Annotated in this window: 21 protein-coding genes; 10 read left to right on the top strand and 11 right to left on the bottom strand. The window is 37.7% G+C overall.

What is annotated here, in order from left to right:
• Window positions 1-194: 194 nt before the first annotated feature.
• A complete protein-coding gene (locus tag KO02_RS09800; protein ID WP_038697918.1) occupies window positions 195-1,634 on the bottom strand; it encodes a serine hydrolase domain-containing protein in 1,440 nt (479 codons plus the stop codon).
• A 335-nt stretch (window positions 1,635-1,969) separates the two neighbouring features.
• Here KO02_RS09800 and KO02_RS09795 point away from each other — a divergent pair, with 335 nt between their 5' ends.
• From KO02_RS09795 to KO02_RS09785, 3 genes are all read left to right on the top strand, one after another.
• Entirely contained in the window at window positions 1,970-3,100 is a 1,131-nt protein-coding gene (locus KO02_RS09795; RefSeq protein ID WP_038697916.1) for a hypothetical protein, read from the top strand.
• A 191-nt stretch (window positions 3,101-3,291) separates the two neighbouring features.
• A complete protein-coding gene (locus KO02_RS09790) occupies window positions 3,292-3,861 on the top strand; it encodes a hypothetical protein (protein ID WP_038697914.1) in 570 nt (189 codons plus the stop codon).
• Window positions 3,861-4,814: a nucleotidyl transferase AbiEii/AbiGii toxin family protein gene (locus KO02_RS09785; RefSeq protein ID WP_038697913.1), complete on the top strand. Its 954-nt coding sequence runs from the start codon at window positions 3,861-3,863 to the stop codon at window positions 4,812-4,814. The genes KO02_RS09790 and KO02_RS09785 overlap by 1 nt, the downstream gene beginning before the upstream one ends.
• 539 nt (window positions 4,815-5,353) lie before the next feature.
• Here KO02_RS09785 and KO02_RS09780 read toward each other — a convergent pair.
• The 6 genes from KO02_RS09780 to KO02_RS09755 all read right to left on the bottom strand — a co-directional run bounded on the left by KO02_RS09780 (window position 5,354) and on the right by KO02_RS09755 (window position 9,772).
• Complete coding sequence (locus KO02_RS09780; RefSeq protein WP_038697911.1) at window positions 5,354-5,680, bottom strand: hypothetical protein; 327 nt, start codon at window positions 5,678-5,680, stop codon at window positions 5,354-5,356.
• Window positions 5,681-6,105: 425 nt separating this feature from the next.
• Window positions 6,106-6,537 carry a DUF5675 family protein gene (locus KO02_RS09775; RefSeq protein ID WP_235212381.1) on the bottom strand — a complete coding sequence of 144 codons (432 nt, stop codon included), beginning with the start codon at window positions 6,535-6,537 and terminating at the stop codon, window positions 6,106-6,108.
• A gap of 26 nt (window positions 6,538-6,563) precedes the next feature.
• The gene (locus KO02_RS24115) at window positions 6,564-7,088 is read right to left on the bottom strand and encodes a DUF6266 family protein (RefSeq protein WP_410528213.1); all 525 of its coding nucleotides are present in this window, start codon (window positions 7,086-7,088) and stop codon (window positions 6,564-6,566) included.
• 112 nt (window positions 7,089-7,200) lie between these two features.
• Window positions 7,201-7,872: a DUF6266 family protein gene (locus KO02_RS09765; RefSeq protein ID WP_038697906.1), complete on the bottom strand. Its 672-nt coding sequence runs from the start codon at window positions 7,870-7,872 to the stop codon at window positions 7,201-7,203.
• A 428-nt stretch (window positions 7,873-8,300) separates the two neighbouring features.
• Entirely contained in the window at window positions 8,301-8,672 is a 372-nt protein-coding gene (locus KO02_RS09760; protein WP_038697904.1) for a hypothetical protein, read from the bottom strand.
• A 98-nt stretch (window positions 8,673-8,770) separates the two neighbouring features.
• A complete protein-coding gene (locus KO02_RS09755; RefSeq protein ID WP_038697902.1) occupies window positions 8,771-9,772 on the bottom strand; it encodes a hypothetical protein in 1,002 nt (333 codons plus the stop codon).
• A gap of 465 nt (window positions 9,773-10,237) precedes the next feature.
• Between KO02_RS09755 and KO02_RS09750 the strand changes: the two genes are divergently transcribed.
• The 3 genes from KO02_RS09750 to KO02_RS09740 all read left to right on the top strand — a co-directional run bounded on the left by KO02_RS09750 (window position 10,238) and on the right by KO02_RS09740 (window position 12,451).
• Entirely contained in the window at window positions 10,238-10,627 is a 390-nt protein-coding gene (locus KO02_RS09750) for a hypothetical protein (protein WP_144243296.1), read from the top strand.
• Window positions 10,628-10,838: 211 nt separating this feature from the next.
• A complete protein-coding gene (locus tag KO02_RS09745) occupies window positions 10,839-11,726 on the top strand; it encodes a helix-turn-helix transcriptional regulator (protein ID WP_158500280.1) in 888 nt (295 codons plus the stop codon).
• Between the two features lie 497 nt (window positions 11,727-12,223).
• On the top strand, window positions 12,224-12,451 hold the full coding sequence (locus KO02_RS09740) for a hypothetical protein (protein ID WP_038697896.1): 228 nt from the start codon (window positions 12,224-12,226) through the stop codon (window positions 12,449-12,451).
• A gap of 78 nt (window positions 12,452-12,529) precedes the next feature.
• Here the strand turns inward: KO02_RS09740 and KO02_RS09735 are convergent, their stop codons facing one another.
• The 4 genes from KO02_RS09735 to KO02_RS09720 form a co-directional block, all read right to left on the bottom strand.
• Window positions 12,530-13,783 carry a TlpA family protein disulfide reductase gene (locus KO02_RS09735; protein ID WP_038697894.1) on the bottom strand — a complete coding sequence of 418 codons (1,254 nt, stop codon included), beginning with the start codon at window positions 13,781-13,783 and terminating at the stop codon, window positions 12,530-12,532.
• A gap of 25 nt (window positions 13,784-13,808) precedes the next feature.
• Window positions 13,809-15,167, bottom strand: coding sequence for a RagB/SusD family nutrient uptake outer membrane protein (locus tag KO02_RS09730; RefSeq protein WP_038697892.1), 1,359 nt, complete (start codon window positions 15,165-15,167; stop codon window positions 13,809-13,811).
• A gap of 10 nt (window positions 15,168-15,177) precedes the next feature.
• On the bottom strand, window positions 15,178-18,522 hold the full coding sequence (locus KO02_RS09725) for a SusC/RagA family TonB-linked outer membrane protein (protein ID WP_038697890.1): 3,345 nt from the start codon (window positions 18,520-18,522) through the stop codon (window positions 15,178-15,180).
• A 97-nt stretch (window positions 18,523-18,619) separates the two neighbouring features.
• Window positions 18,620-19,318 (bottom strand): hypothetical protein, encoded by a 699-nt coding sequence (locus KO02_RS09720; protein WP_038697888.1) that lies wholly within the window; start codon window positions 19,316-19,318, stop codon window positions 18,620-18,622.
• 987 nt (window positions 19,319-20,305) lie between these two features.
• Between KO02_RS09720 and KO02_RS09715 the strand changes: the two genes are divergently transcribed.
• From KO02_RS09715 to KO02_RS09700, 4 genes are all read left to right on the top strand, one after another.
• Window positions 20,306-20,926 carry a hypothetical protein gene (locus tag KO02_RS09715; RefSeq protein WP_038697886.1) on the top strand — a complete coding sequence of 207 codons (621 nt, stop codon included), beginning with the start codon at window positions 20,306-20,308 and terminating at the stop codon, window positions 20,924-20,926.
• Window positions 20,927-20,960: 34 nt separating this feature from the next.
• Complete coding sequence (locus KO02_RS09710) at window positions 20,961-21,218, top strand: helix-turn-helix domain-containing protein (protein ID WP_051959847.1); 258 nt, start codon at window positions 20,961-20,963, stop codon at window positions 21,216-21,218.
• A 249-nt stretch (window positions 21,219-21,467) separates the two neighbouring features.
• Window positions 21,468-21,728 (top strand): GNAT family N-acetyltransferase, encoded by a 261-nt coding sequence (locus KO02_RS09705; protein WP_038697884.1) that lies wholly within the window; start codon window positions 21,468-21,470, stop codon window positions 21,726-21,728.
• Between the two features lie 115 nt (window positions 21,729-21,843).
• A complete protein-coding gene (locus KO02_RS09700) occupies window positions 21,844-25,668 on the top strand; it encodes an ATP-binding protein (protein WP_038697881.1) in 3,825 nt (1,274 codons plus the stop codon).
• Window positions 25,669-25,713 lie beyond the last annotated feature (45 nt).

The raw sequence follows: 25,713 nt of genomic DNA, 5'->3' as shown, positions 1-25,713 counted from the left end.
ATCATCATAAATTGCCTTTGTTTTATTACAAAATGAAATAAAATTGGGCTTGTTTTATTACAAAAAACAAATATTCTCTAGCTATGTCATTAAATAAATATTAAAACAAATAGGCTTATCCAATCACAGATAAGCCTATTTGTTTTCAATTATTAACGAAAAAACTAAAGTCTGTCTCGGTTCGGGAGACACGGTCACTTCTTAATAAAATCCAGTTCCATTCCGTGTTGAAAAAGGGCCAATTTGTGAACTTTATTTTCTTTTTTTTCAAACTTCAATGTTGCATCGATTCCGGTATAGAAGAACTCGAGTTCACTTTTTGGTATTACCTCAACGGCTGGTTGGTCTGCATATTGAGCAAATATTCGACCTTCTTTATCTGCTGTTATGGTATATAAAAGGTCTGGGGAATCGGTATAGCTATATTGACCAATAAGTTCATGCACTTGATATTCCGTCAATGATACTTTATCCCCTCTGTATTGTGGAGCTATAGCAGGTACTTCGTTATTATCTAAAACAGCTTGGATTGCAGTCATTAAAGGAAGTACACCTATGTAGTTCCATTTGTTGACCAAAACAGCTACAAACCGATCGGATTTTGGATCACGCACAAGGATAGACTGGTAGCCAGGCCAATTGCCAGTATGATAGTGCATTTTATTAACATCTGTCGTATCTGTAAACAACCAACCATATCCAACATACCCCAGCATATCTGCGAAATTGGGCTTACGATCATTGAGATAACCGACACGAAGGGCTTGTTGAAATTGTTCCTTTGGCAAAACTGTTCCATTATTTAGCGCTTTGTGCCATTTTAATAGATCCCGGGCAGTACTACTGATTCCATATGGACCTGATACACCGTCCATATAAGTATTAAACTTAGCAGAATTAGACGATAACTGATCAATGTAAAGATATTTACCCGTGTGATCATCATAACCTAAACCCAACGCATAATTTTGTAAATCCGCACCTGGTGATCTAGAAGAAAATACAGAAGTACTTTTCATCCCTGAAGGTTCAAATATAAACTTTTGCATATATGCACTAAAGGCCTTATTAGAAACTCGTTCTACAATTAAAGCAAGGAGTACATAATTAGTATTTGAATACAAAAAACGACTCCCCGGTTCAAAATCTGTACTATCCAATTTATTTTCTAGCAGTGATAATACATCATCATTAGTATTGATTATAGCATGATCAAACCAACTTTTGTCCCAACTGATGAAGTCAGAGATACCAGATGTATGTCTTAACAAATGGTCTATCGTGACATTTTTAAGTTTCAAATTTGGAAAATATTTCTGAATATTATCTTTAAAAGACAATTTCCCCTGATGCTCCAGTTGCATAATAGCCATTGCAGTAAATTGCTTACTCACGGAAGCTAATTCAAACTTAGTAGACTGTTGAATTCTATTCGTTTTTTTGAGGTCTTCATATCCGAAATACCTTTCGTATACCACTCTACTGCTATCCATTACGAGAACTGCCCCACTTAGTTCACCGTCTTGATTAATATTATTAAACAAAGAATCCAATCGATTATGTGCAGATTGAGCTATTAACGTAATATGTAATACCATCAAAAACAAGATGGTCAATATATGCTTAAATTTCATTTTGAGTTAGGTTTATAAGGTTTGAATATATCAAATTAAGTTAAAAAAATGAAAATAATAATAAACTTAAAAACACAAAAAATAGATTCCACCGAAAGACCTATTGGTTCCATATCATCATACCTCTACGTCATACGTGGTATCAACATCAGATAAGTGGATGTAAAGAAAGCTGTTTTAGAAGTTGCAATTACTCCATAAAACAGCCGTCTAATTAAGCAGCAGTTACATACAACATCAACACAAATTATCTCAATAAGGAGAAAAATATTTGGCAACTCAAATATTATTCTTTAACTTCAATAATAGACTGATTATAAACAACTTTAAACATTATGGTTAGCACATTAACAAACCTAAAAAAGGCTTTAACAGCCTATAACAATCCCCAGTTTGATCAAGAGTTTGATAGGGATCAAGAACTGTTAGCAGCACTTATTGACCTTGAGTTCAAATCCAATCCACTATATACATGTGATATCGAAACAATCACAAACCTATCATCCTTTCAAATATTCTACAGTGAACTTCGTAGTATTTTCAATGTCGTTTATCACAAAAAAAATAAGCAGGTAGATCCTATCATTTTAAAATTTCATGATTTGCTTAAGCAATTTGAAGAAATCTGTCGTAAAAGTATGGATATGAGAGGATTATTAAGCGATTATCAGTATGATTTATTAAAAACTGAGATATTGGGAAAATTTCCAGAAATAAAAGTGGCTCTTTACAAAAAACACATTCCATATCTCTTTATATTTGACATTCAAGCAGCGATAGACGCTCAGTTTGACAGCAAAAACTCAAACCTTCACTATCACCAGTACATTTTCCTCCGTAGACTACTCCATGAATTAGCCTATATAGCAAAAGATACAAGCGAAAAAGACTGGACAAAGTGTTTTATTGAGACCATGCTCGACATCAATTTCAATCACGCGGGATTTTTCGAGCACTGTAGCGATTTGTTCCATGATCAATTAATTAACCTTTCAATAAAAAGACAAATAGGTGAAATTAATATGATGCTCTTCCGTATAAGCTGTGCTTCCCGCGATCCAATATTACACTACGATATAATGTGTGCACCTCTTCCTGATCTTCTTACTCAGAATTTAGAATTTAGAAAAACAATGACAATAGATCTCTTTTCCACAGAAGACGGCAATCAACCTGAAGCCACTTACGTACAAAATACTTTTAATAAAAAAGAAACCATTGTTTTGCTCAACTATATGTGTAAAGCAAGTTTTAAAAATGGGAAATACACTAAATTTGATATTAAAAATTTTTTTAGTTTTCTACAATTCTTCAATGGATCGGAACTTTTAGAAGAACAATTTCTTTGGCAAAACAACAAAAGCGATGATGAAAAAAAAGATTTTGTTCGACAAATAAAATTAATTCTTGCTGAAATGGATAAAGATGAAATTATGTCTTTAAGAACACCTAAAAATAAACGCTAAAAATTATATGGAAAAAATAAAATATACATCCATCCAGATAGTGGCTTAAAGAAAATGATAAGGTTTCAGCGCTGATCACGACCACTTGCAGCGCAAGAATTATTTTTAAAAAATCACCAACCAACTAGACTATTAAATAGTTATATACTATATTTGCATGAAATTTGAATTTTATTTCATACATTTGAATCATGTATAAGTTAGATGATTTACGAAAAAAACTGCGCAAAGGAAAAGTATACCGTCGCGAAGATTTGGCTCACTGGTCCAAATCAGTAGATCGTCATTTAGTGGAACTACTCGAAGAAGGTAAATTAAAAAAACTTGCACAAGGTCTTTATTATGTTCCCAATCAATCGGCATTTGGATCAACTCCTCCAGACGAGGATGAGGTTATAAAAAAATACCTTAAAGGGGATGATTATTTACTTACCTCACCCAACTATTACAATACCTTAGGTCTTGGAACCACACAGCTGTACAATAGAAAGCGTGTTTACAATCATAAAAAACATGAAGACGTTCAATTGGGAAATAAGATCTATGAATTTAGAAGAAAGTCTAAATTTCCTAAAAAACTATCACAAGAATATCTTGTCGTCGACTTGCTCAATAATCTTAAGAACATGGCAGAAGATCAGGGAATGATACTCCATAACCTTAAAAACAACATAGCGAATTGGGACAAACTTGATCTAAAAAAACAAGTACAAAGATACGGAAGCATAAATACACGAAAAATATTCGAGCAGATCATGTAATGCCAACAAATTATCTACACCACCACAAGGACTTTAAAAGCCTAATACTGATTGTCTCAGAACAAAAAGGAATTGACCCTATTTTGATAGAGAAAGATTATTGGATCATGCATTGTCTATTTGCGCTAAAACAGGCAGGATATGTATTTGAACTCAAAGGAGGTACTTCCCTTTCAAAAGCTTTTAAAATTATTGACCGATTTTCAGAAGATATTGATATTCATATCCATCCTCCCGTTGACTTAGAAATAAATGAAAATCCCAAGAACTACAAGCCTTCCAACAGTAAAAAGCGATTAAACTTTTATAATAACCTCGCTAAGGATATAAAAATTGATGGTATAATAGATATAATAAGAGATACTTCTTTTGATGATTTACAATATTATAGAAGTGGTGGTATTCGTTTGATATACTCATCCCTTTTTAAAGCAGCACCAGGTATTAAAGAAGGAGTTTTATTAGAGGTAGGATTTGACAATATCAATCCTAATAAACCAATTGATATTACGTCGTGGGTATATGACACAGCAAAAAAAACACAAGTGAAATTCATCGATAACAATGCGGTAGCTATTCCTTGTTATGATATGCGCTATACATTTGTAGAAAAACTACAAACAATAGCGACCAAATTCAGAGTGATGCAACAGACAAATACCATGCAAGTCAACTTTATGCGTCAATACTATGATGTCTACAAATTATTACAACAAACCGAGATACAAAACTTTATAGGGTCAAACGAATATTACACCCATAAAGAACGTCGATTTCCTGCTATTGATTTTGCAATACCAATGAATGAAAATCAGGCATTTCTAATTCACGACAAACAAATAGAGGAACAATTAGACAAACTGTATATCAATAGTAATGCACTCTATTATAATGGACAACCCGACTTCAAAATAATGGTGGAGTATATTAAGTCCTACTTAGATTTATTATAACTTACAACATAATATCCAATACTTTGAAAACAAATAGGCTTATCCGATAACAGATAAGCCTATACATTTCATTTTCTTACGTCTCCACCTCCCCAGCAGCAGGCTGGTCACTATGTTACTCCTTTACTCCGTTACTACCTTACAGCCGAAGGCTTATCCAAAAGGCCTAGCATTCCGATTGCGTTATTGAACCTACAAAGTGGCGTATAAAATGAAATTCTGTTTGAGTGAAACGAGTTTAAATTCATTTAGCCTCATTGAGGTGAAATAGCATCAAGGAATGCAGCCTTGAGTTTTTTGATTACTTTTTGTGTCAAGACAAACAAGTAATTGCCCGTCACGGCATGAGTAACAAGCCTGTGCCGGCGACAGAGGCACAAAAAAACTATCATTACTTCCTCCACCTCCCTAACAGCCGGCTCGTCACATAACTCACGACTGTGCCGACGACAGCCATCAAAGCCGTTTGCAGCAGATCGCCAACAGAAAACGAAACCCAGATCGAGCATAGCGTACCACCCAGAGTTCCGATACGGATATCATTCAGTTTCATCAATAGCCTCCTTTCCTGTAGTAAACTCTTTATTTAAGTCAATAACATTATCAATTTCATTACTAAACACATTACTACTCGAAACATCTTCCATATCAGAAACCGGTAGACCATCTTCCTTAGCCCGCAATTGACCTGCCTCATCAGGAGGTGCTCCGCTCTCCTTTTCATCTTTATCCTCCAGCACCGTCTCCACCACCCCCAATCCCAGGGCAATATATTTCAGGATATTCAACGCCTTCGCAGGCAACTTTATCGGCGCCATCAAGACCACTTGCAGCACCCGATTTATTTTTATTAGTATCTTTTTCATTTTGTTTAATTGTTAAAAGGTTAGTTAGTTAGTTAGTTAGTTAGTTAGAGAAGAACCTCACTTGACACCATCGTCACTTCTTCACTATGTATTCCGTTACTTCTTCACTTCGTCACTTGTCACTGGGCTACTCCTTCACTACTCTACAGCCGCAGGCTTATCCAAAAGGCCTAGCATTCCGATTGCGTTATTGAATCGACTAAGAGGCGTATCAAATGAATTTCTGTTCGAGTGAAACGAGTTTAAATTCATTTAGCCTCTTTGAGGTGAAATAGCATAAAGGAATGCAGCCTTGAGTTTTTTGATTACTTTTTGTGTCAAGACAAACAAGTAATTGCCCGTCACGGCATGAGTGACAAGCCTGTGCCGGCGACAGAGGCACAAAAATACTCCTTCACTCCTTCACTTGTCACTGGGTTACTCCATCACTCCGTTACCATCACTTGAACAAACACTTCCCTTACAACCATGAGTTCTGTCAACAGCGCGTACAAGCGCTTGTACGCCGTAACCGATTGCTCGATGCGATAATCACCATGTTCGAATACATACCGGGTACCGACCAGTAAACAGCCCGCCGTTTGACGGTGCGTATTACCGATGTGGATATAGACATGACTAAAGTTCGGAACTCCTTGTATTTCGATCATGCCACGGTGCAGTTTCGGGAAGCGGTCGTAGTAGTTACCATTCATCCCCCCATCCCGATTGAAGCCCAATCGATAAGTACCAATAGGAATACAGGTGCTACCAGGAATCTTCTTTTCGCGCGGGATATCCTCCAGACCATAGCAGATAAATTGGTTGTTCAGATAGATTTCAGACAGGGTACTGTTGTTCCCCTGTTCGACACGCATTATTTTCAACAGCATAACATCAGCCCTTAAAACAACCCTAGGTATACACTACTCGAGTAAACGACCCCATCCCGATCATGAACGACCAGAAAAAGGTGGACAGGGCGACCATGCAGACCCGAAGGCAACTCCATGGTCAACCGACCATCCTGACGAATCACACCCTCCTCATTGATGGCAGCCGATGCACCTGCGATGTCATAAGCGCAAAAGATCAGCACATCATCCCAGCTGGCTCCAAGATCAGGATTATGCCCCTTTTCCCAACTCAGCATAACCGCAGCACCCTCACGAATTACCTTCCGCATCGTAACGGTAGGCAAAAGCCCGTCACTCAGCTTGGCTTTTGCAGGATTGACCAGGATATTCGGGTAATCGCCTTCCACTGCATTCAGCAACAAGTGCGACATCGCACGTCCCAAAGGCGTCTTACCCCTTCGGTGGCTGGAAAAACCTTTATGGATCAGCAGGTTCAACGGAGCTAAGAACAATCTCGCCATCCGGAACCGAGTCCTAGAGATCAGCAGCAGATTGCTACCCTCCCGAGGCATATCGATACTTTTAGTTATCAATTTCATGGTATTACTTGCTTAAGTCAAAAGAAAAGACCGAAAAAGAGCTGGGCAGGCTCAATGACCCTACCCAGCATCTCTTCAACGATACTTACACCAGATCCAATTCTCCCAGATAAGAACTACGGGAGACCTTAGTCCCCTTTCTGTTCGCAAAGAAGACCCAGACATGCCCCTTATCACCCAATAGATGATCGGGGATGGTGATGTCCACCGTACCCTCTGCACGCAGCGGAGGTGTAGGTGCCGTCATAAACTCATCAACCGTAGGCTGGTAGAGCAGGATGATCACCTGGTCATCCGCCTTAGAGTTATACAAGGTGCTGAGCGCAAAATCCCAATCGACCGTCAGCACACCCGAATTGACCGAGGCTGCCGTGGCACCACCACCTATAAACGAACCCGAACTGATCAGGATCTTACTATAATCCAGTTCAAAACTCGGATAGGTACCGATCACTGCCTGCGCGATATTCAGCTGTAGTGCCGCATTGGTAGGCGTCATCCGATCGGCATTCACCTGACCAAAACCCAGACGCAAGATCGGCGCTATCGGCATCAGGAATTTTGATATCGCATAAAAGCGAGCCTGTTGGATACGTTGCTCCTCCGTGGATGGCTTTGTCCGCTTTTTAGATAGCCCTTTGATGTAGTCGATACCCTTCCAGCTGGATCCTATCACGGATCCCGCTTTACCCAAAAATCGCCCATTTGCTCCATTTCTAATTGTTCCCATTTTATTTTTTTTAAAATATTCAACCATACATAAAGACTTGATGTATACCGGTATATCTTGCTTTACGGAAACAAACATAGCACCTAAACATAGGGCTTGTCAAGAGGCAGAATAGGGTTGTCCGGTATATGTCCGATATCCCATAACAAATTGTCCGATAACTGTCCAACAACTTTCGACCGACAGGTAATTTCGAGTATGAATAGTAGACCTCGCAGGTCCTATCGCAGAAAAATCGAGAACTTCATAATGGTCAAATAGCGAACAAATAGATACCAGATAGGTACCAGCTTCGGCCCCTACCCATCTCCCGCACATCGCTGGCACATCCCCCCAACAACCCTTCCCCAAGAAATCGGTATTAAAAGGTAATTAGAAAGTGATTTTAGGGTAGTAAAAACTCCGAAGCAGGTACGAATACAATACGAAGCAGATACCCTTAAGGTATCTGGAGATTACGGCATATATTTAGGCGTTTTCTGATGGTATCGGATGTACAGGTTCAGTACATCCTGCTTACGGAAGTATCTTAGTTTGTTTTCCAGGTAGGCTACGTTTATCCAGCCTTCCTTTATTTTCCGGTAGAGTGTTCTGTCACTGATCGCGACATAATCACAGCAATCTTTGCTGGACATCCAGCCCAACAATTCGTCCTTCTCTCCTTCCAGGAGCCGTACGATATGGTCCAGTTTTTCATCCATAAGTAAAGTACTGTCCCCCTTGAGGGCAGCCAGCACAAAGTTCACCGAAGTGCATGTACCGCTCGTGTGGGACACAAGCGTTCTGTTCCATACCAGCTCAGGTGGTACGGTCATGATAGTTTTCATAAGATTGGTTAATCTAACGACCTCCCGTCGAGATCAAAGTGTCAGCCCCTATTTCAAGCAGACACTTCAGTTTGTCTAGGTTTATAATTGCAGGATCATCATCTCAATGGCACCCAAGTATCCCAACCCTGTAGTGTCAGTTGTTCCTTCTTTTCCAAAAAATTCTTTATTTCTCTCGTCCTTATTCCCGTACCGATCTTAAACATCTTTTCTATTTCCGCTTCGGACAGTTTTTCACGGAGACCGTCCAAAGTCGGCTCTTTCATAATCAGTTGTAGGCCTTTGGAATAATCAGGCCAATCGACCAACAGCATGTTGATCGTATAATTATCCGATATCTTGACCATCCAATGCCCCAAATGGAGATCGATTATCTTTTTTAAGATATTCGGGCAATCGATCATCGATCCATCCGAAAGGATCAGCTGATAACCCGATTTACGGGTCAATATCCCGACGATATCAAAGAAACGTACATAGATCATATCACGATAGATAGGTCCTATGGTCGCTCCCAATACGTTCAAGATATGATCGTACAGTTCGTTCAGTTGGAGAGACACCTGCGGGAGCACCTTCTCCTCGGCATGTGCTTGTTTATCTTCAGCAACAGCACGATCAACGGTTGACGGACCCTTTAATATGGCTAGTGCCCAGGTACTATTTTTGATGAGAACATAAGAGAATATACCTAGTACAACAATTAGTTGGGGATATCGCCAGATGGCATACATTTTCCATATATCCCAAAATCTATCATATCGCCAGATCCATATCAGCAGCAAAACGGTAAAAAACACTAAAAATGGAAGTAAAGCTGCACTATAATAAGCCACCCTGATGCGCCATTGCTTTTCAAAATTACCGTGTTCTTTCAGTGAATCTCCAAAATAATGCCGTACATATGATATCCAGACCACTGCGACCAACATGATGAACAGCATCGCCATGCTGAGCAATAAGAATGGAGCGCTCAATATCTTTATTTCGTTCCATTTAAAATCGTAGCCCATCAAATTGAAAAAGATTGGAAAAACGAACAATATCGTAAAATAAAGAATCTGTTTTTGGCGGATAGCAGTCTGGTTATTAAAGTTCATAAGGTTAAGTTGGTCTTCAAAATAACAGAAAAGATATAAATATTACCTTTAACTTCAAATAACTCGATGTAACAAATTCACGATTATGCTTACGGTCATTTTTTTTAACCCATCACAAATACCCAACCGCGAAGATATACCAGGACCAAAAAAAAGCTTTAGTAAGCTCCCTATCAAATAGTTGTGAGACTAAAAACACGCACCCAAGAATATATATAAAACTCTCATTATAAACATTAGATAAAGGGTGGACAAAGGGTGGACAAATGTATAAGAGATGGATGTACTGTAGTATTTGTAACATCCAATAAGATGCAAAACGATGCATCTTATCCTCAAAAAGGGCATCTTATCCCTAAAAAGATGCTAAAAAGTACATCTTATCCGTTCCCACGTTTTCCTGAGATGCAAAGCCGTTGTTATTTCAGGAAATTTATAAAATATTCAAAAACATATTTTTTATTTATGAAACAAAATCTAGACAATGCGGGCGTTGCCGCTTTACAAGACCATGTACTCGCTCTATTAGCGTCAGACCTTCTACTCGAGACCAACCTATTACGGACAGATTTGCAACTGTATGTAGACAGTCGGTTCGATCTGAGCAGCAGTCAACAACAACAGCTACAGACGATGTCCCCCTCTTTTTCCACGTCACTTGGACAAGCAATTGCCAACAGTTGGGAACAAGGAGTACGGGTAGACTTTTACAAAGAGGAGAAAGATGAAGACAAGGTACCAGACCCCAAAGAGATGACAGTATTCGGCTTAGATCCTACGGTAGCCAACGACAGTCAGTCTGCACAAACCTATGCTCATCCCTTAATGATCCGTATCCGCTACAATTATAAATAAGTATAGCTAATCTCCTTCCTCCGAGCACATGTATCGAGATCCATGTGCTCGGAGATTTCCAAAAAAAAGAAGAACCAATTATGAACCTCAATACTCAATTATGGGCGCAACTTTTGAACTGATCAGCATAGGTCCCGAACTGCCCGAACATCCCGGTCCGGTCAGTACCACAACCATCCATCTGCCCGGAGCAGAGACCCGACATTGGCGTTTGGGCAACACCACATTACAAGAAGACATCTTACCCACCATTGGCGGTACGGTATATTGCTATGATTTTCAAGTTGAGCACCGCATACAGGTACATATCAAGGTCAACGAATCGTTTATCCAACTCTATCATATGATGGAAATAACGGGACAAGCAAAACTTACCCAGCACGGGAGCGCAATAGATTTTGCTTTATTGAACCGACGAGGCGTATACCTGTACACCCCTGCCGACCACTATACCGTACAATTGGACAAAGGCAGGTATCTGGTTTATGGCTTCTGCTTTGATCCCGAAGTACAGATCGGCAAAAACAGCCAATTGAAAACCATATTAAAACCCCTATTGGATGCCTACTACCATCATGGTCAACATCTCGTGGCCAGTATCCCATTTCGGGCAGAAGAAAATACCCGAGCAAAACACCTCGATATATTCGAGATGCTGCAGGAAGGCAAATCCAGCCAAGCAATCTGTTTCAGTAAGACGCTGGACGATGTTTTTGAGATCAGCATCAAGAAGCTCATCCCCACATTTGAAATGCACCATCCCAGCCGCATCTTTATCGATAGCGCACGCGACATGATTGTACAACACTTTGCGACCAAAGATGAAGACATTGCCATCAAGCAGATTGCTATTAATCTCCAATGCAGCAGCGATTACCTCCATAATTTGCATACCAGGCATTACGGCATCAGCCTCATTAGCTACAAACAAGGGATTAGATTGAAAAAGGCTAAAAGATTATTGGAGCAGAATGAAAAAGTGGCCTACGTAGCCATTTGCTGTGGCTTTAAAGACCAAACGTCATTCTGCAGATTCTTCAAACGCGAAACGAAGCGTACTCCTATTGCTTATCAAAGAGATTACACCACAAAAATCTAAAGTAACGCCTTCAAGTAGCTTTTTATCCCGATTCGGGCAACTCTTTGTCCCGATTCGGCTAATTTCCGCATTCAAAAGCCCTTTATCTTTGAGATAAGATGTTTGTTACTCCACTAGCTCTTCGGAGCTAGGGGTTTTTGAAAAGATAAGATATGGATTATAATAGATTGGTTATATGCGATTGAGATGATTGGCTGACTCCTCTAGCTCTTCGGAGCTAGGGGTTTTTGAAAAGACAAATTGAGGTTAAGAATTAAAAAATAAAGGATATGAACTATATTAAGAAAGCTATCAAAGCATACCGTCGCAAATTTGCAACGTTCCCCGCTTATTGCGGTGCATAAATAAGATCTAACCAAGAACAAGCCGCGTTCAGATGGTGATCCAGTTGGTTCGCTACAGTAATTTAACGTGCAAAAATTATTATGAAAAAAAATTCAATGCATATAGGTATATGCATTGAAAAACAAAAAGTTTAACTTAAAAATTTGTCAATTATGGCACTATTCGCTCTTACGGGTTTAAACCCGTCAAATCCTGCTCATTACACATATATAACTGGAACGCCACCTGTATGTGCTAATCCGACACAGCAAATGTGTACACTACAAGCTGATAATGACGGTAGTGGACTACCTATTATCACTCCTGCATTGAAAGACGAAATGATCAATTCTTTGCAGAATCAGGTCAATGGTCCTAATGTGTCATTAAAATCAAGGTAGCTTGTTATAAGAATTAAGAAATCAGCGTTTGCTAAACTTAGAATAGGGTATGAATCATCATACCCTATAATATTTTGGCTACTCCATTTCTTCAATAACCAACACCTCCTGTTCTCCCATCCCGATTTCTGCAACTATACCATAGGTTGCAAGCTGCTCGTTCAGCTCTTCCAAATTATTATAGTCCCCAAGTTTTATCACCACCTTACTTTTGACCAAGTCCAGAACTGGGGGAAATTGTCGCCCCATATCAGTCATGACCGCGAGGACCGAACTGCCTTCAAATGTCAAACCATTCAGGGGTGCTTTTCCTGTATATGGTATTATTGGACAAGGCTTTAAAATCAAACATTGGATACTCTTCATCATTTTATAGGTTCGAATGCCTAAAAAGCTATGTAAATCCTGTAACACAACTTTTGCCTGAGCCGAATCTGTCCGTTGTATCGCGTCCAAACGTTCATACGAAATCGCATGCTGCGCATACCAGACATCGCCAATGTTTGCGGTATCTCGATAGCGGTTCGGTTCTTTTACCTTCAACAGCAACCGCTCGGGTCTTGGGATAAAATCTGCTTTTTGTATCTTAGCCCAAGTAGATAGGACCGCACTATAGATAGAGACATTGTAAAAAGATGTTTTTTGTAAATCATTTATACTATCTTTTTGTCTTTTAAAGGATTCAAACGGCACACCATTTTGATAACCTGATAGTGTTACCATTCCCTTTATTTGTAAACCATTTTTACTTGAAGCCATCAGATTTCCTTTCCCAAAATCGTCCTTTAATGGTAAGTCAATCGTTCCCTTATCATATAACTCCAAGATATAATCTTCCGTAATTAACTTGCTGCTCGTTATCGCTTGCACTATGCCTTTATAAAGAAATACAACATGAGGAACGCCTTGATGTGGGAACCGCTCTTTCAAATACACATCAGAGTAGATAACAGGCAAATTGACCTTATTTTCCTTTAGAAATTCATTGTTTTCAAATAATTTCTCCAAAGTCGCTTTGTCCTGCCATCCAACGCTGATGATCTGCAGTTTATCTTTCAATTTATCCTGTAGTTTTTGCAACTTGGGCATTGTCTGTATACAGGTGCCACAAGAGGTATCAAAGAAATCCAATATGACAACCTTATCATTCAGTTTTTTCCAATCTATTGTATTATTCAAGCCACGCGTCAATTTGACCGTAGTTGGGAGAATAAAAGTATCTCCTATTTTAAGCGCTTTACTTAAATCTACTTTTTGGTCCGTCTGGGCATGTGAAGTACTGCATAGCATCAGTAAACAGATCTGGAGAGCGATCAATTTTAAATATTTCATGGTTTCTTTAATTATAAATGATAGTTTAACGTAAGTTTTGGGGTATTTTTCCAATAATAACGACTGGTTCAGGAAGTCGAAAAGCATATTTTATACTATTAGGACTGAGCGTATACTCCTTACCCTTCACCACTTTTTTAAGTGTTTTTTGAAAGCGCGGATCCAGATTCAACCGTTTCAGATCTGACCAGCGACGTCCTCGAAACACCAATTCCTTTTGCCGTTCTTTCAATATCAAAGGCAAAAGCAGATTTGGGCTCATCTCCGTTACAGGAATAAATTGGTTCTCATCCTGTCTTTTCTTAAGAAGGGTATTTAAAGTAGATAATGCTTCTGTTACTTTTCCAATCCGAGCTGCTGCTTCAGCTTTTACTAGGTACATCTCACTACTGGTCAACCCGACAAAAATGGTTGCAAGAGCTTTATCATAATTACCCTTAAAACCATAAGTATTCTGCGGGAAAAGGTTTTTTCTAAAGAATAGCGTCTTTCTCAAATCGTTATCTGCATATGACCTGTATAAGGTAGAATCCACTAATCCATTGTTCAAGCTCATTGGACCTGAAGTACCTGTAATAGCTGCAAATAGTACTTCCACATTAAATCTATCAATAGGAAGATCTGCAGAAGCATTCAGGGTATTAAAATCCATCAAATTAGCGTGAATATGTAGACTTGAATCAGCATAGAGGTATGCCTGTTGATAGTTACCCATATAGAGGTAAGTACGAGCAAGACCTGCATAGGCACTGGCACGAAATGGCCTACCCTTTATCGCTTCCTGCAATGGCAACTGCCATACAGCAGTTTTATAATCCTTAATAACCTGATCAAAACTTTGTTGTACGCTTGCTCGAGTCGAGGGTTCATCAATACCTGGATCAAGGCGCAATGGAATACCTAAATCGGTCATAGCAGTTCCGGCCTGATAAGCTGGCGCAAATACTTCCAGCATTTGCTGAAAGGCGAAAGCTCGATAAAAGTGTGCAATCCCAGATAAGTTTTTACTCTTCTTATCTGAGCCAATTGTACCCAAATTATCTATAATCTCCAATACTTGATTCGCATTATATACAACTTTATAGGGCCTTTGCCATTGCATGATATCATTATTAGGTTCATCCAACCAGCTATAGGTATTCTGCTGCTCAAAATTTAGAGCACCATCAAAATTTTCATCAGTCAGATAATATTCATCCGCACCCCATTCTCCAAATAAAGGATATCCAGTATTCATGGCACTATAATTATTGAGCAACAACTCTGCATCATTCAATGTCTTTGGAATGACCATTTTAATATCAGGCTTCTCTTCCAAAAAATTGCTGCAGCCACAAAAAAGAAGCATAGTCCAAATCCCTACAGTAAGATTATTTGTTTTCATGTTAGATAGATTAAAGGGTAAAACTAAATCCTAGTGCTGTCATCATTGGATCAGGTATATTAAAACCGTATTCACTGTCGATTCCCCATTTATTCGCACGCCAGATGGTCCCCACATTTTGAACATACCCATATACTTTACAATTTTTGAGTTTAAAATTGGAAGCAAACGGAAGATCGACAGTCAATTGAATATCTCGCAGTTTAATCTGACTTCCGCTTTCGAGCAATGCCGAAGATCCTATAAACACATTACTAGCAATCGAATTTGCAGGATAGGTTACAGCTGGAACATCTGTTATCAACTCATCCCCGGATTTCTTCCAACGCAGTGCATAATCCTTATGTCCAACACTGCTGTTTACTAATAAGTGATTGTTATAAGAATCGCGCAGGAACATATGTCCCAGTTGGTAAGAGATATTCCACGATAATTCTATTGTTTTATACCGAATACTGTTCCTGAAACTACCAGTATACAAAGGGATTGTAGAACCTTGATATTCTAGGTCCTTAACATTCGTGTTGGTAATGGCACTATAATCTTTGGAAATTTCACCATTGAGAGATGCGCGTGGCGCCCCTGTCTCAGGATCCAAACCTGCCCATTTATAGGTAAGCAGACTAAACAGATCCCTTCCTTCAATAGGGGTCATCACATTAGCTAAGCCCGTACTGATATAATCCTGCCCAATTTCATTCTGCACATAAGCTTTAAGCACTTTTGTACGTGCATAAGAAAATACAAGATTGCTGTTCCATGTCCAATTTTTTGACACGACAGGTATTGTATTGATTGAAATATCCCAACCTTTTGTTTTGATGTTGGCACTATTGACCATCATACTGGTAAAACCAGTACTCGGATCTATCCTATCGGGAGCGATAAGGTCCTTTGCATTTTTTTCATAATACTCCATACTACCAGAGAGCCAATTGCCCTTCATAGCAAAGTCAAGCCCAAGATTAGTAATAGCTACTCGTTCCCAGCGTAATCTAGGATTAGGTGGAGTCATGATCATTCCATACTTCTGACTGTTAATGTAATTCACCTCATTTTCTATAGACATGATTGGGTTGGCAGAAACCGAATTGTTGACATTGCCATTATATCCATAGGTGGAACGCAACTTCAATAAACTAAAAGGACCATTTTCCAAAAACGGTTCTCGAGAAAACACCCAAGCACAGCCTACTGACCAGAAAGGCTGTCCACGGTCATTACTTTTAACACCAAACAAATTAGAAGCATCCTTCCGAAAACTTCCGCTCAATATATATTTGTTTACATAAGTGTAAGAAGCATTTGCAAAATAAGAAACAAAATTATTCCGAAATAGTTGATACTGGTTATAATCACGCATATAAAATGTTCCAAAAGCACCGTTAAAGTATGGAACTGCAACACCATATGGTGCTGGCTTAAATGCTCCAGTTTCCGGGTCAAAACCTTGATATTGTGACGTTGTCAAGGTTTTATGGGTTTTACGGACTTCCATCCCAGCAAATACTGATATTTCATGCCTATCCTTCCACTTCTTATTATACTCAGCTGTTGCCCTACTTTGATGGGTATAGCTATCCCAGTTGAAAATATTCAGGTTATCACCTATTGGCAAGTTCCAGGTAACGGCATCCGCATTATAACTCGCCACTGCATTAATGGCATCCCGTTGATAAAAAGACCCGACTCCTCTCCATACCTCGCTTGGATTCATGGAACGTTGATAGGCATATTGCATATTCAAACTCAGACCAAAATCGAAAGTATAATTCATGTTAAAATTGGTAAACAACTCACGTACTTTTTGCGTCTCTCTTGAATCGTACAATTCTTTTAATGGTCTATAGGTCCAATCCAATAGCCTTCCACCAGCTACGGTATCACGGTATATATTGCTAATGGAGTTAGCCTCCACTACTGCAGGCTCACCGTTTTCATCTGCCAATTTCATATAGGGATAATTTTGCAAACCTTTCCCCAATAGATTGTACCCAACTGGCACACTAGAGCTTATGTTTTTAGATTCTGTATACAACAGACCAATATCCACCAACATATTCTTAATTGGTTTGAATTGAGAGTTAGATTTCAAATTCAAACGCTGGTATGATGAAGTTACCACATCGTTTAAGTTCTTATCATAACCAACAGAAAACAGCGTATTTGCTTTTTCACTCCCAGTCTGCAGTTGGAAATTATATTGTTGTTTAACAGCATTCCGGTAGATGTATTTCAAAAAATCATCACGCGCATCCATAGCCTTAAGCTTAACTATTTTTTCGTTAAACTCAGCTTCAGATATGGCACCAGTCCGCCTATCTTCCATCAGCCGAACTGCGGGTTCTGGATTGTAATACCAAGTATTAAACTGTCCGTTAAATTTCCCTTTATCAAAAAGAAACTGCTGCATATCGATGTAATCAGAGGTTTTGATCTGCGGATAATAATACAGATCTGGCTTGGCCTTAATACTAACATTAGCATTAAAGGAAATTTGCATTGCTTGAGTGAACTTGCCTTTCTTTGTCGTGACAACGATAACACCATTACCCGATTGTGCTCCCCATATAGAAGATGCTGCGGCATCCTTCAAGACTGTCACACTCTCAATATCGTTAGGATTGAGGTTATTAAACGCACCCATTCCAGCAACTTGATAATATGTCTCATATGGTACACCGTCAACCACAACAAGTGGCCACCGTTCGGACCTCATGGTGCTCATTCCACGGACATTGATATTCAAATAACCTCCCCTATTATTGTACACCTTACTTGCGGTTATTCCCGGTACCACATCCTCCAATCGACTCACGAAGTCTGTCGACACCTTCCGATTGAACAACTTGTTGTCTACAAATTCAAAACTCCCCGTAGCTCTTTCTTTTGGGATCTTCTGGAATCCGGTGGATACTACCTCTACTTCTTCTAATTTATTCTCTTCGGGTATCAATTTCACGCTTAATGATACTCCTACGGTATAATTGAGTTCTTGGCTTTTGTAACCGACGTAACTGAATTTTACCAAGCCTTTTCTATGCTCGACATTCAGACTGTAGGTTCCATCTTTCTTGGTGGAGCTCCTCCCCTTTTCGGCTTCGACTTTGATGGATACGCCTTCGAGGGGCTTTCCATCTACTGCTGATATAACGGTGCCTTTTAGCACGTAATCTACTTGTACATCCGCCTTATTTGCTGCATGTACATCGTGTACAATACCGACCATCGGAAATGGCAGTATCAGAATTAACATCAGCATCTTACTGATAACCAAAAGGTTTTCGCCTCCTGGTTTTAAGAGCGTCTGGAGGTATTTCCAGAGCTTATTTATATATTCTATTTTACTTTTCATAATTTGAATTTTTAGGCATAACACTCCCCTTACCCTTTTTCAGGTTATGTTTTACTCCTGATTAACAGGGTGTCAAGAAGCTTACGATCCTTTTTCCTTAAATATTTGCAGCCAGTCTATTTTCTGCTGATGCTGCTACCCTAACTTGTTTTGTTTTCATGATCATCGTTGGCTGTTCTTGCCAAATGAGCTCGACGGATTCGCCGCGTTTGGTCATAATCTGCCGACTGTCTTTCACTATGGAAAGCTTCTCTACTCGGACATCCAACTGAAAGTGTTCGTTCAGATCGTTGAGCATCCGTTGTCGGTACTCTTCCCTTTCTGTATTAGCTGGGACAGTGAGCTCATAATTGTACAGATGCTTTTCACTGTCCGGACAGATTTTACAGGGAATATATTTAGCTCGCTCATAGCCATAAACAATAATCTGCTCTGTCGGAAAGTTGGCAGGAAGTCCAAATGCAAACAGGTAGCACTCGTAGATGGCCATATGAGCCAGTGTTATCCGGAGTACATCGCTACGGTCATCACGCACAACAGCACTGTATGAACTTTTCAGTTCTTTGGACGGATTCAGGAACGAATAATAGCGTTCCTTTGGTCTTCCTTTGGCAAGGCTTTTCAGTGCATCTGCATGCCGCCCTTCATAAGGCATTCTTTTCTTAAATGATCGCTCTGGTAAAAGTGTTATCATAATTGGTTTTTTGATAACTGGAACCTTCTTTTTACTCAAATACGAAAACATTTCTTTCTCTTGAGATAGCGCATAGCTCTCCCCTGTGCAAGATTTTTGCATAATTTTAAGAGTTTAAATTGGTTCCCTTAAGACCGTACTAATTGGACATAGTATTGGCCTTTAAGGAAACCAGGTTAAAAAATTAAATAAGAAAAATGCAATTTTAAGTCTTCGTCAATTGGTTATAATAGGGTCTTCGTTATTGCATAATTTAGTTAAAGAACTAGAACCGACTATCCATTTTTGGTGTATCACAATAAAAGGTGACGACAATAAGTTGCTTAAATAAAAGAAAGATTGTACATTTAGAGTTGCAACACAAAAAAGTGACAATTGATTTCGTTTTATGGTTTACAATTACCGTCTACCAATAGAATATAATCAGTCACATAAGCCATATATTGATGGGAACAAGCTAGTTATAAATTATCTAGAGTGCGACATCTTGAGTATCTAGTCTGGTGTATACGCCATTATGCAATACTCATAAATCGTCCTTTTGATTTGGAACAAGCTACCCTCACCTATGGCATTATGTTTTTTTACTTGTGCGCTTATTGAGGCGGGCGAAAATTGTTCTTTAAAATTTGGCAAAAGGCGAACCTTGGACTCTGATCCTGGATCAGGTTTGTAGTGGTTCTTGGGGCGGTGATTTTTCGATTCATCATAATTATTTTTTATGGTTATGAAACGATGTGACCCTATAAAGTTTAAGGATAGCAACTGGTAAAAAACAATACCAGTACGCGTCCTCGCAACTTAAGTTCATGGTTCCGCCAGAAACCTCCTTTTCATCATAAGATTCAAGGTTGCCACAGAAGTTAACGAGGAACGCCATACTGGAATATATCACGAAGATAGAAAATTCCAGCAATAGGCGATCACTCAATCAACTCGTGGCAATCTGGCGGATTTAGAACGAGTCGACATCGTTAGTGTAGGATTGCTCCATCACTTAGTGTCGCTTTAAATTATAAATCAAAGATAATTAATCATTTCCATTTTTCAAAGTAAAATAAAAAATGGAACTCATATTTTTTTAACATCATGAACATACCTAATTCTTTTATCAAAAATGTGAGTATCGCACGAAAGCATATAAATCTTTCTGAGGAAGACTTGGACAATTTACTTCGTGAAGTCGGGTTAATATACTCTGGCATTGAAACTATGGCTAAAAAATCTGTATCGATAGAGTTAGCTTATCACTTATCAAAAATTTTTAATAAAAACATTGAGTATTTTATTTGTGATAATTTTACTCCCTTAGATTTAGAATACGTCAATACGAAAACCCAAAACTATATTAAACAAAATAAAAAGACGAATAAAGACCCGAAACTAATAACGAAGTTTATAAATGCTTATGTAATAATATATATAAGAGATTTTGCAAAGGGAACAAAATTTACGAATACGGATATAATCCCAAATCTACCACCTATTTTAAATTTAGAAACCTCCATTGATTGGAGCAGTGGATTACTAAAAGGGCTAGTGAAAAATACAAAAACATATAGAAAATCTCCAGATGATATTGACCCAAAGAACCGAGGAGAAGTAATCTATGTATTAGAAGACCAAGTTCCTGATTCGATAATTGAAAAAGCTATAAAAAAAGTAGATGCGGAATGGTTAATTCAACAGTACGAAAAATCAGACAAATAACATTTGTGATAGTAAAACCACAAAATATTTTTTTATGATTGAAGATATACATTCAGATTTATTTAAAACAATTGGTTCTAACCTTAAAAATAAGCGCATAGAATTAAAGCTATCTCAACAGGTTCTAGCAGATAAAATCCCTAAAATGGATAGAGCAAAAATCAGTGATATGGAAAATGGTAAAGAGGATTTTGTTTTCTCAAAACTTTTGAAACTATGTGATGCGCTGGAGTTAACATTAACGGAGGTTACAAAAAAAGGAAGTGATAAAATATCATCAGAACAAAATTGAAACTAAGGAGAAGGCTAACACTCCCCTATCTAAACTAATGAAAAATGTAGTCGTAGAAATAGTTGTCGTTGATGGTGATACAAAAGCAGAGGTTAATAAAGAGAATAAGGGGTAAATTTCTTTAAAATATGTAGACATTGATGATGCTAAGAATGTCCACAGGTTGCGGTCTAATTCTGAAGTGGGGAAATATTTGGACAGAATTCTAAATAAGTCGCTCGAAGAAATCCAGTTATCGTTGAGGATAGAATGAAAATTAATCATTTTTTCGCCATCATTACAATTGATACCAACGAGTTTGCAGGGGCCATTGCATTATGGCTTATCGACCTTGAAAATGAGTATGCAAAATTAGGTTATGAAATGCTACCAGAATTTCAAGGAAAAGCTTTAATGGATAGCGCATTGAAATTGATATTAAATCATTCTACTACTCTAAACATCAACCATATCGAAGCAAAAATGCATCGAGTCAACTTAAAGTTACGCAAACTGGCTGAAAGGAATTGATTTACGCTTCTTGAAGGTGTTGTCGATAACAATAATCCGGACAATGTGGTGTATGAGTATAGAAATGAAAAACCAATAAATTATGAACAAATTAAGCATCACCTAATTTTCAGAGATGGCAAGCAACCAAGGTACAGTTACAACCACCGAACCTGAATTCTCAGAGTCAAACTCGAATAAGCAAAAAAATATTCGGCCCAGCAATGTAATCAAAAAGTTAAAATATCTTAAGTCTTGGTTGAATAGAGAATGGAGAGCTTTTTATCACTTCTTTACTCAAATTCCTCTGAAAATAAAAATAGGAATTAGCAAAACTCTAATCAGAATCGGTGAACGATTGAGTAAATCGACTAGACTACTAGATGCATATTTAACTCAGCATTCATTCAACCCAAACTTTGAAAATTACGAAGATCTCGCTCCGATTGATTACGCTGATGATGAAAGAAAATATACAAACATGCTACTTTGGAGTCTAAAAAACCCAAAAGTTACTAACGTTGCAATTACCGGTCCTTATGGATCTGGAAAAAGCAGTGTGATTAGAACATTCCAAAAGCGCCATCCAGAATTTAGAAGTGTGAATGTTTCACTTGCTTCATTTGATGAAAATAAGGATGACGACGGAGAGTGGAGAAACAAGGTTGAACTCAGTGTATTACAACAACTCATATACCATGAGAAGAGTAATTCATTGCCAGATTCGCGATTCGCAAAAATAAGAACCATAAGTTGGTATAACCGGCTGGCAGGAACTATCTTTTTGGGAACTTTAATACTTTCTTATCTATATATTACTAAAACAGATTATTTCAATAAATTGAAATTTATTGACGTAAAAACAAAGTCAATCTTAGATGTTGTTTTTCCAACCCTATTGATTTTTGGTTCGATGTATTTATTGTACAAGCTCTATCGTACTATTAGAAACTTAAGATTTACCAAACTTTCCGTAGTATCAGCAGATGCTGAAATTTCTGATGGTGAGATTAGATCTGTTTTTAACAAGCACCTTGATGAGATTATATATTTCTTTGAAAGCACTCGAATTAAACTTGTTGTCATTGAAGACCTAGATCGTTTTAACGACACAGAAATCTTCACTAAATTAAGAGAAATAAACATTTTAATCAATAATTCAAAACAAGTCAAACATAGGGTAACATTTATATATGCAGTTCGCGACAATATATTTGAAAACAATGACAGGACTAAGTTTTTTGAAGTAATAATCCCCGTAATACCTATTATTAGTGTGTCTAATGCTGGAGATGCTCTTTCTAGTAAATTAAGCTCAATTATACCTGATAAGCCAATAAGCCAAGAGTTATCAAAAGCTGTCTCATTATATATTCAGGACATGCGAATGCTCTTGAACATCACCAACGAATTCAACCTCTATTCTAAACAATTATCTAATGACCTTAATCATGAAAAATTACTATCTCTAATTATATTTAAAAATCTTCATCCTGAAGATTTTTCTGACCTCCACAGAGGTAAAGGCATGATTATAAAAGTAATAGATAAAAAAAGGAAATATATTACCGAACAAAAGGAAAAAAACAATAAGGATATAGCTGCTTTGCAAAACGATATTAAAGTTATACAATCTATTAAGATTAAAGATATTAGTGAACTCCGCTCCCTATATCTTTATAAGGCAATATCAAAGCTTCCGCATAACGGATTTCTAGATTTCGATGGAAAAAAAAATCCCTCTAACTTTATTGAAGATGAAACTTTCATTTGGTGGCACGATGGAGGAAAGCCTTTAGCCTATCTAATTTCGGGGTACAATACTACCGCTCAGCATAGACTTGACTTTAGCTTTAATCAAATAGAAGATGAAGTAGACCCTCACAACAACTACTCTGAGAGAGAAAAGCAGATTAATTTGTTTCATGATGAGGGAATTAATAAAATCAGAGCCAATATTGAGATACTCAAAAAGGAAACTGCTGTAACAACTGGAAAGAGCCTCAAGGAAATTATGGATTCAGGAGGGAAATTCGAATTTCCTGAAGATAGTCATATCTCTCCTATTCTTATCTATCTAATGTCAAACGGCTACATTGATGAGTATTATCATCCATATATTTCTCACTTTATTGAAGGAAGTTTGAGTGAAAAAGATATGTCCTTTGTGATGAGTGTACTTAACCGCCAGCCCTTACCTCATGATCATGAGCTAACTAATATCGGGCTTATCCATAAAGAATGGATAAGCATTGGTCAGTATTCAAATACGGCAATACTCAACTTTGATCTTCTAAACTGGTTATTACAGCAGGAAAGTTGTGAGGAAGAAATTAGTCTCTTTATTGGGTTGCTAAGAAAAAATGAAAATATTTTGTTTATTGATGATTATCGCAAACTCAATAAAAATCAAAGTGAGTTGATCCGCACTTTGGGAAATTATTGGCCGGAAGTCTGGGACTATCTCTATGATGAGTCATTATATGGCGATGAGATATTAGCTCAATACGCAAGTCTAATTATCCAATACCTTCCTCTTGAAAAAATTTCTATGGATATTAACAAGAATAAAAAATTTAGCAAGTTCATGTCAATTATCCCTAACCTTTATGAAAGGGAGTATATGGAGAATACACAAGACACCCTTGTACAAGTAATTGATGAACTCAATGTTAAGTTTGATGATTTAAGGCTACTAGACAAGCTCCCTACTGCATTAAAGGCTACTTATCAATCAAATAGCTATACAATAAACTCACAAAACCTAAAGTATGTCATTCAAAATTTTGGAGAATATGAGACATTCCCTAAAGAAGCCTGGGAATCTGCACAACTGACGACAATTCTATCTTCGGCCGCTACCAATTTGAAAAACTATATTGACGACAATTTAGAAACTTACTTGAATATTTTAAATAAAAACGATCTAAATATTAAAGAAAGTGAAGACACAATAATAATGGTATTGAAAAACAAAGATGCCGATATTGAGATGGTTAAAAATTTCATAAGAAAGCAAGAATCTCTTTTATCAAGTATTGAAGATGTTCCAGAAATATACTGGGATTTTCTACTTGAAGAACAACGTATTGTACCTACGTGGTTAAATGTACAGAAATATCTTTTTTATCATGGCGAACTAGAGGACACATTGACCACCTACTTAAATGAACCTTCAGTCTATGCTACTCTGAAAAAGATACCATTTGATTTAACTGCTCATTCTGATTCCGATGATGAAATAAACATAAGCCATGAAATCCTATACAGAAATGAACTAACAATAGAAAGCTACTCGTCACTTTTAGAACCCCTCCCTCTTAACCCTGATCAAATAGAGATAGATAAACTTAGTGAAGAAAAAATCAACTATCTAATAGATAAAAGTCTCATAAATTTTGCATCTAACACGTTTAGCGAAATACAGTCTAAATATCCAAAATTAATTTCTTTATATGTAGAGAAGCATCTAGATCTATTTTTTGAAAGTCTCTCCGATCTATCGATAGAAGACGAAGCATTTGTCAGAATGATTCAATCCCCTAATATTAGTCAAGAAAATAAAGCTAACCTAATTCAGCATATACTTACAAACTACAGTATGGAAAACCACGAGTTAGGGCAGATAATAGTTGCTTTTCTCTCAGAATATCAATCTTGGCCAATGCAAATTGATTATGCAGAAACAACGGGTTTATTAAAAGGGGCTTTTAGCACCAGTGTAAGAATACGAGCACTTACACCAGTAGTAACTAAGTTATCAAGAGAAGTTTATAAAGAAATTGAATCCACTTTTTCAGAACCATACAACCAAATTTCTCAAAATGACACAAGACAGAGGAGTTTTCGAAATTTCACAGGATTAAAGCCTTTTGTTCATAACGTACAAAAGCTATTTAGCGACCATTTAGGCACTATAAAAGACGGCAAAGAAAAGGTTACAATTTATTATAAAAAATAGCAAAAATTGATTTCATAATTTATAATAAAATTTAATTTACTAGCG

The sequence above is a fragment of the Sphingobacterium sp. ML3W genome (genome assembly GCF_000747525.1).
Classification (GTDB): Bacteria; Bacteroidota; Bacteroidia; order Sphingobacteriales; family Sphingobacteriaceae; genus Sphingobacterium.
The sequence above is the reverse complement of the archived record's forward strand: the minus strand, read 5'-3'. Positions and strand labels throughout refer to the sequence as shown.

Coding starts and splice junctions, on each gene's coding strand:
- KO02_RS09800 (WP_038697918.1), bottom strand. CDS start 1,634: ATGAAATTTAAGCATATATTGACCATCTTGTTTTTGATGGTATTACAT.
- KO02_RS09795 (WP_038697916.1), top strand. CDS start 1,970: ATGGTTAGCACATTAACAAACCTAAAAAAGGCTTTAACAGCCTATAAC.
- KO02_RS09790 (WP_038697914.1), top strand. CDS start 3,292: ATGTATAAGTTAGATGATTTACGAAAAAAACTGCGCAAAGGAAAAGTA.
- KO02_RS09785 (WP_038697913.1), top strand. CDS start 3,861: ATGCCAACAAATTATCTACACCACCACAAGGACTTTAAAAGCCTAATA.
- KO02_RS09780 (WP_038697911.1), bottom strand. CDS start 5,680: ATGAAAAAGATACTAATAAAAATAAATCGGGTGCTGCAAGTGGTCTTG.
- KO02_RS09775 (WP_235212381.1), bottom strand. CDS start 6,537: ATGCGTGTCGAACAGGGGAACAACAGTACCCTGTCTGAAATCTATCTG.
- KO02_RS24115 (WP_410528213.1), bottom strand. CDS start 7,088: ATGCCTCGGGAGGGTAGCAATCTGCTGCTGATCTCTAGGACTCGGTTC.
- KO02_RS09765 (WP_038697906.1), bottom strand. CDS start 7,872: ATGGTTGAATATTTTAAAAAAAATAAAATGGGAACAATTAGAAATGGA.
- KO02_RS09760 (WP_038697904.1), bottom strand. CDS start 8,672: ATGAAAACTATCATGACCGTACCACCTGAGCTGGTATGGAACAGAACG.
- KO02_RS09755 (WP_038697902.1), bottom strand. CDS start 9,772: ATGAACTTTAATAACCAGACTGCTATCCGCCAAAAACAGATTCTTTAT.
- KO02_RS09750 (WP_144243296.1), top strand. CDS start 10,238: ATGAAACAAAATCTAGACAATGCGGGCGTTGCCGCTTTACAAGACCAT.
- KO02_RS09740 (WP_038697896.1), top strand. CDS start 12,224: ATGGCACTATTCGCTCTTACGGGTTTAAACCCGTCAAATCCTGCTCAT.
- KO02_RS09735 (WP_038697894.1), bottom strand. CDS start 13,783: ATGAAATATTTAAAATTGATCGCTCTCCAGATCTGTTTACTGATGCTA.
- KO02_RS09730 (WP_038697892.1), bottom strand. CDS start 15,167: ATGAAAACAAATAATCTTACTGTAGGGATTTGGACTATGCTTCTTTTT.
- KO02_RS09725 (WP_038697890.1), bottom strand. CDS start 18,522: ATGAAAAGTAAAATAGAATATATAAATAAGCTCTGGAAATACCTCCAG.
- KO02_RS09720 (WP_038697888.1), bottom strand. CDS start 19,318: ATGCAAAAATCTTGCACAGGGGAGAGCTATGCGCTATCTCAAGAGAAA.
- KO02_RS09715 (WP_038697886.1), top strand. CDS start 20,306: ATGAACATACCTAATTCTTTTATCAAAAATGTGAGTATCGCACGAAAG.
- KO02_RS09710 (WP_051959847.1), top strand. CDS start 20,961: ATGATTGAAGATATACATTCAGATTTATTTAAAACAATTGGTTCTAAC.
- KO02_RS09705 (WP_038697884.1), top strand. CDS start 21,468: ATGAAAATTAATCATTTTTTCGCCATCATTACAATTGATACCAACGAG.
- KO02_RS09700 (WP_038697881.1), top strand. CDS start 21,844: ATGGCAAGCAACCAAGGTACAGTTACAACCACCGAACCTGAATTCTCA.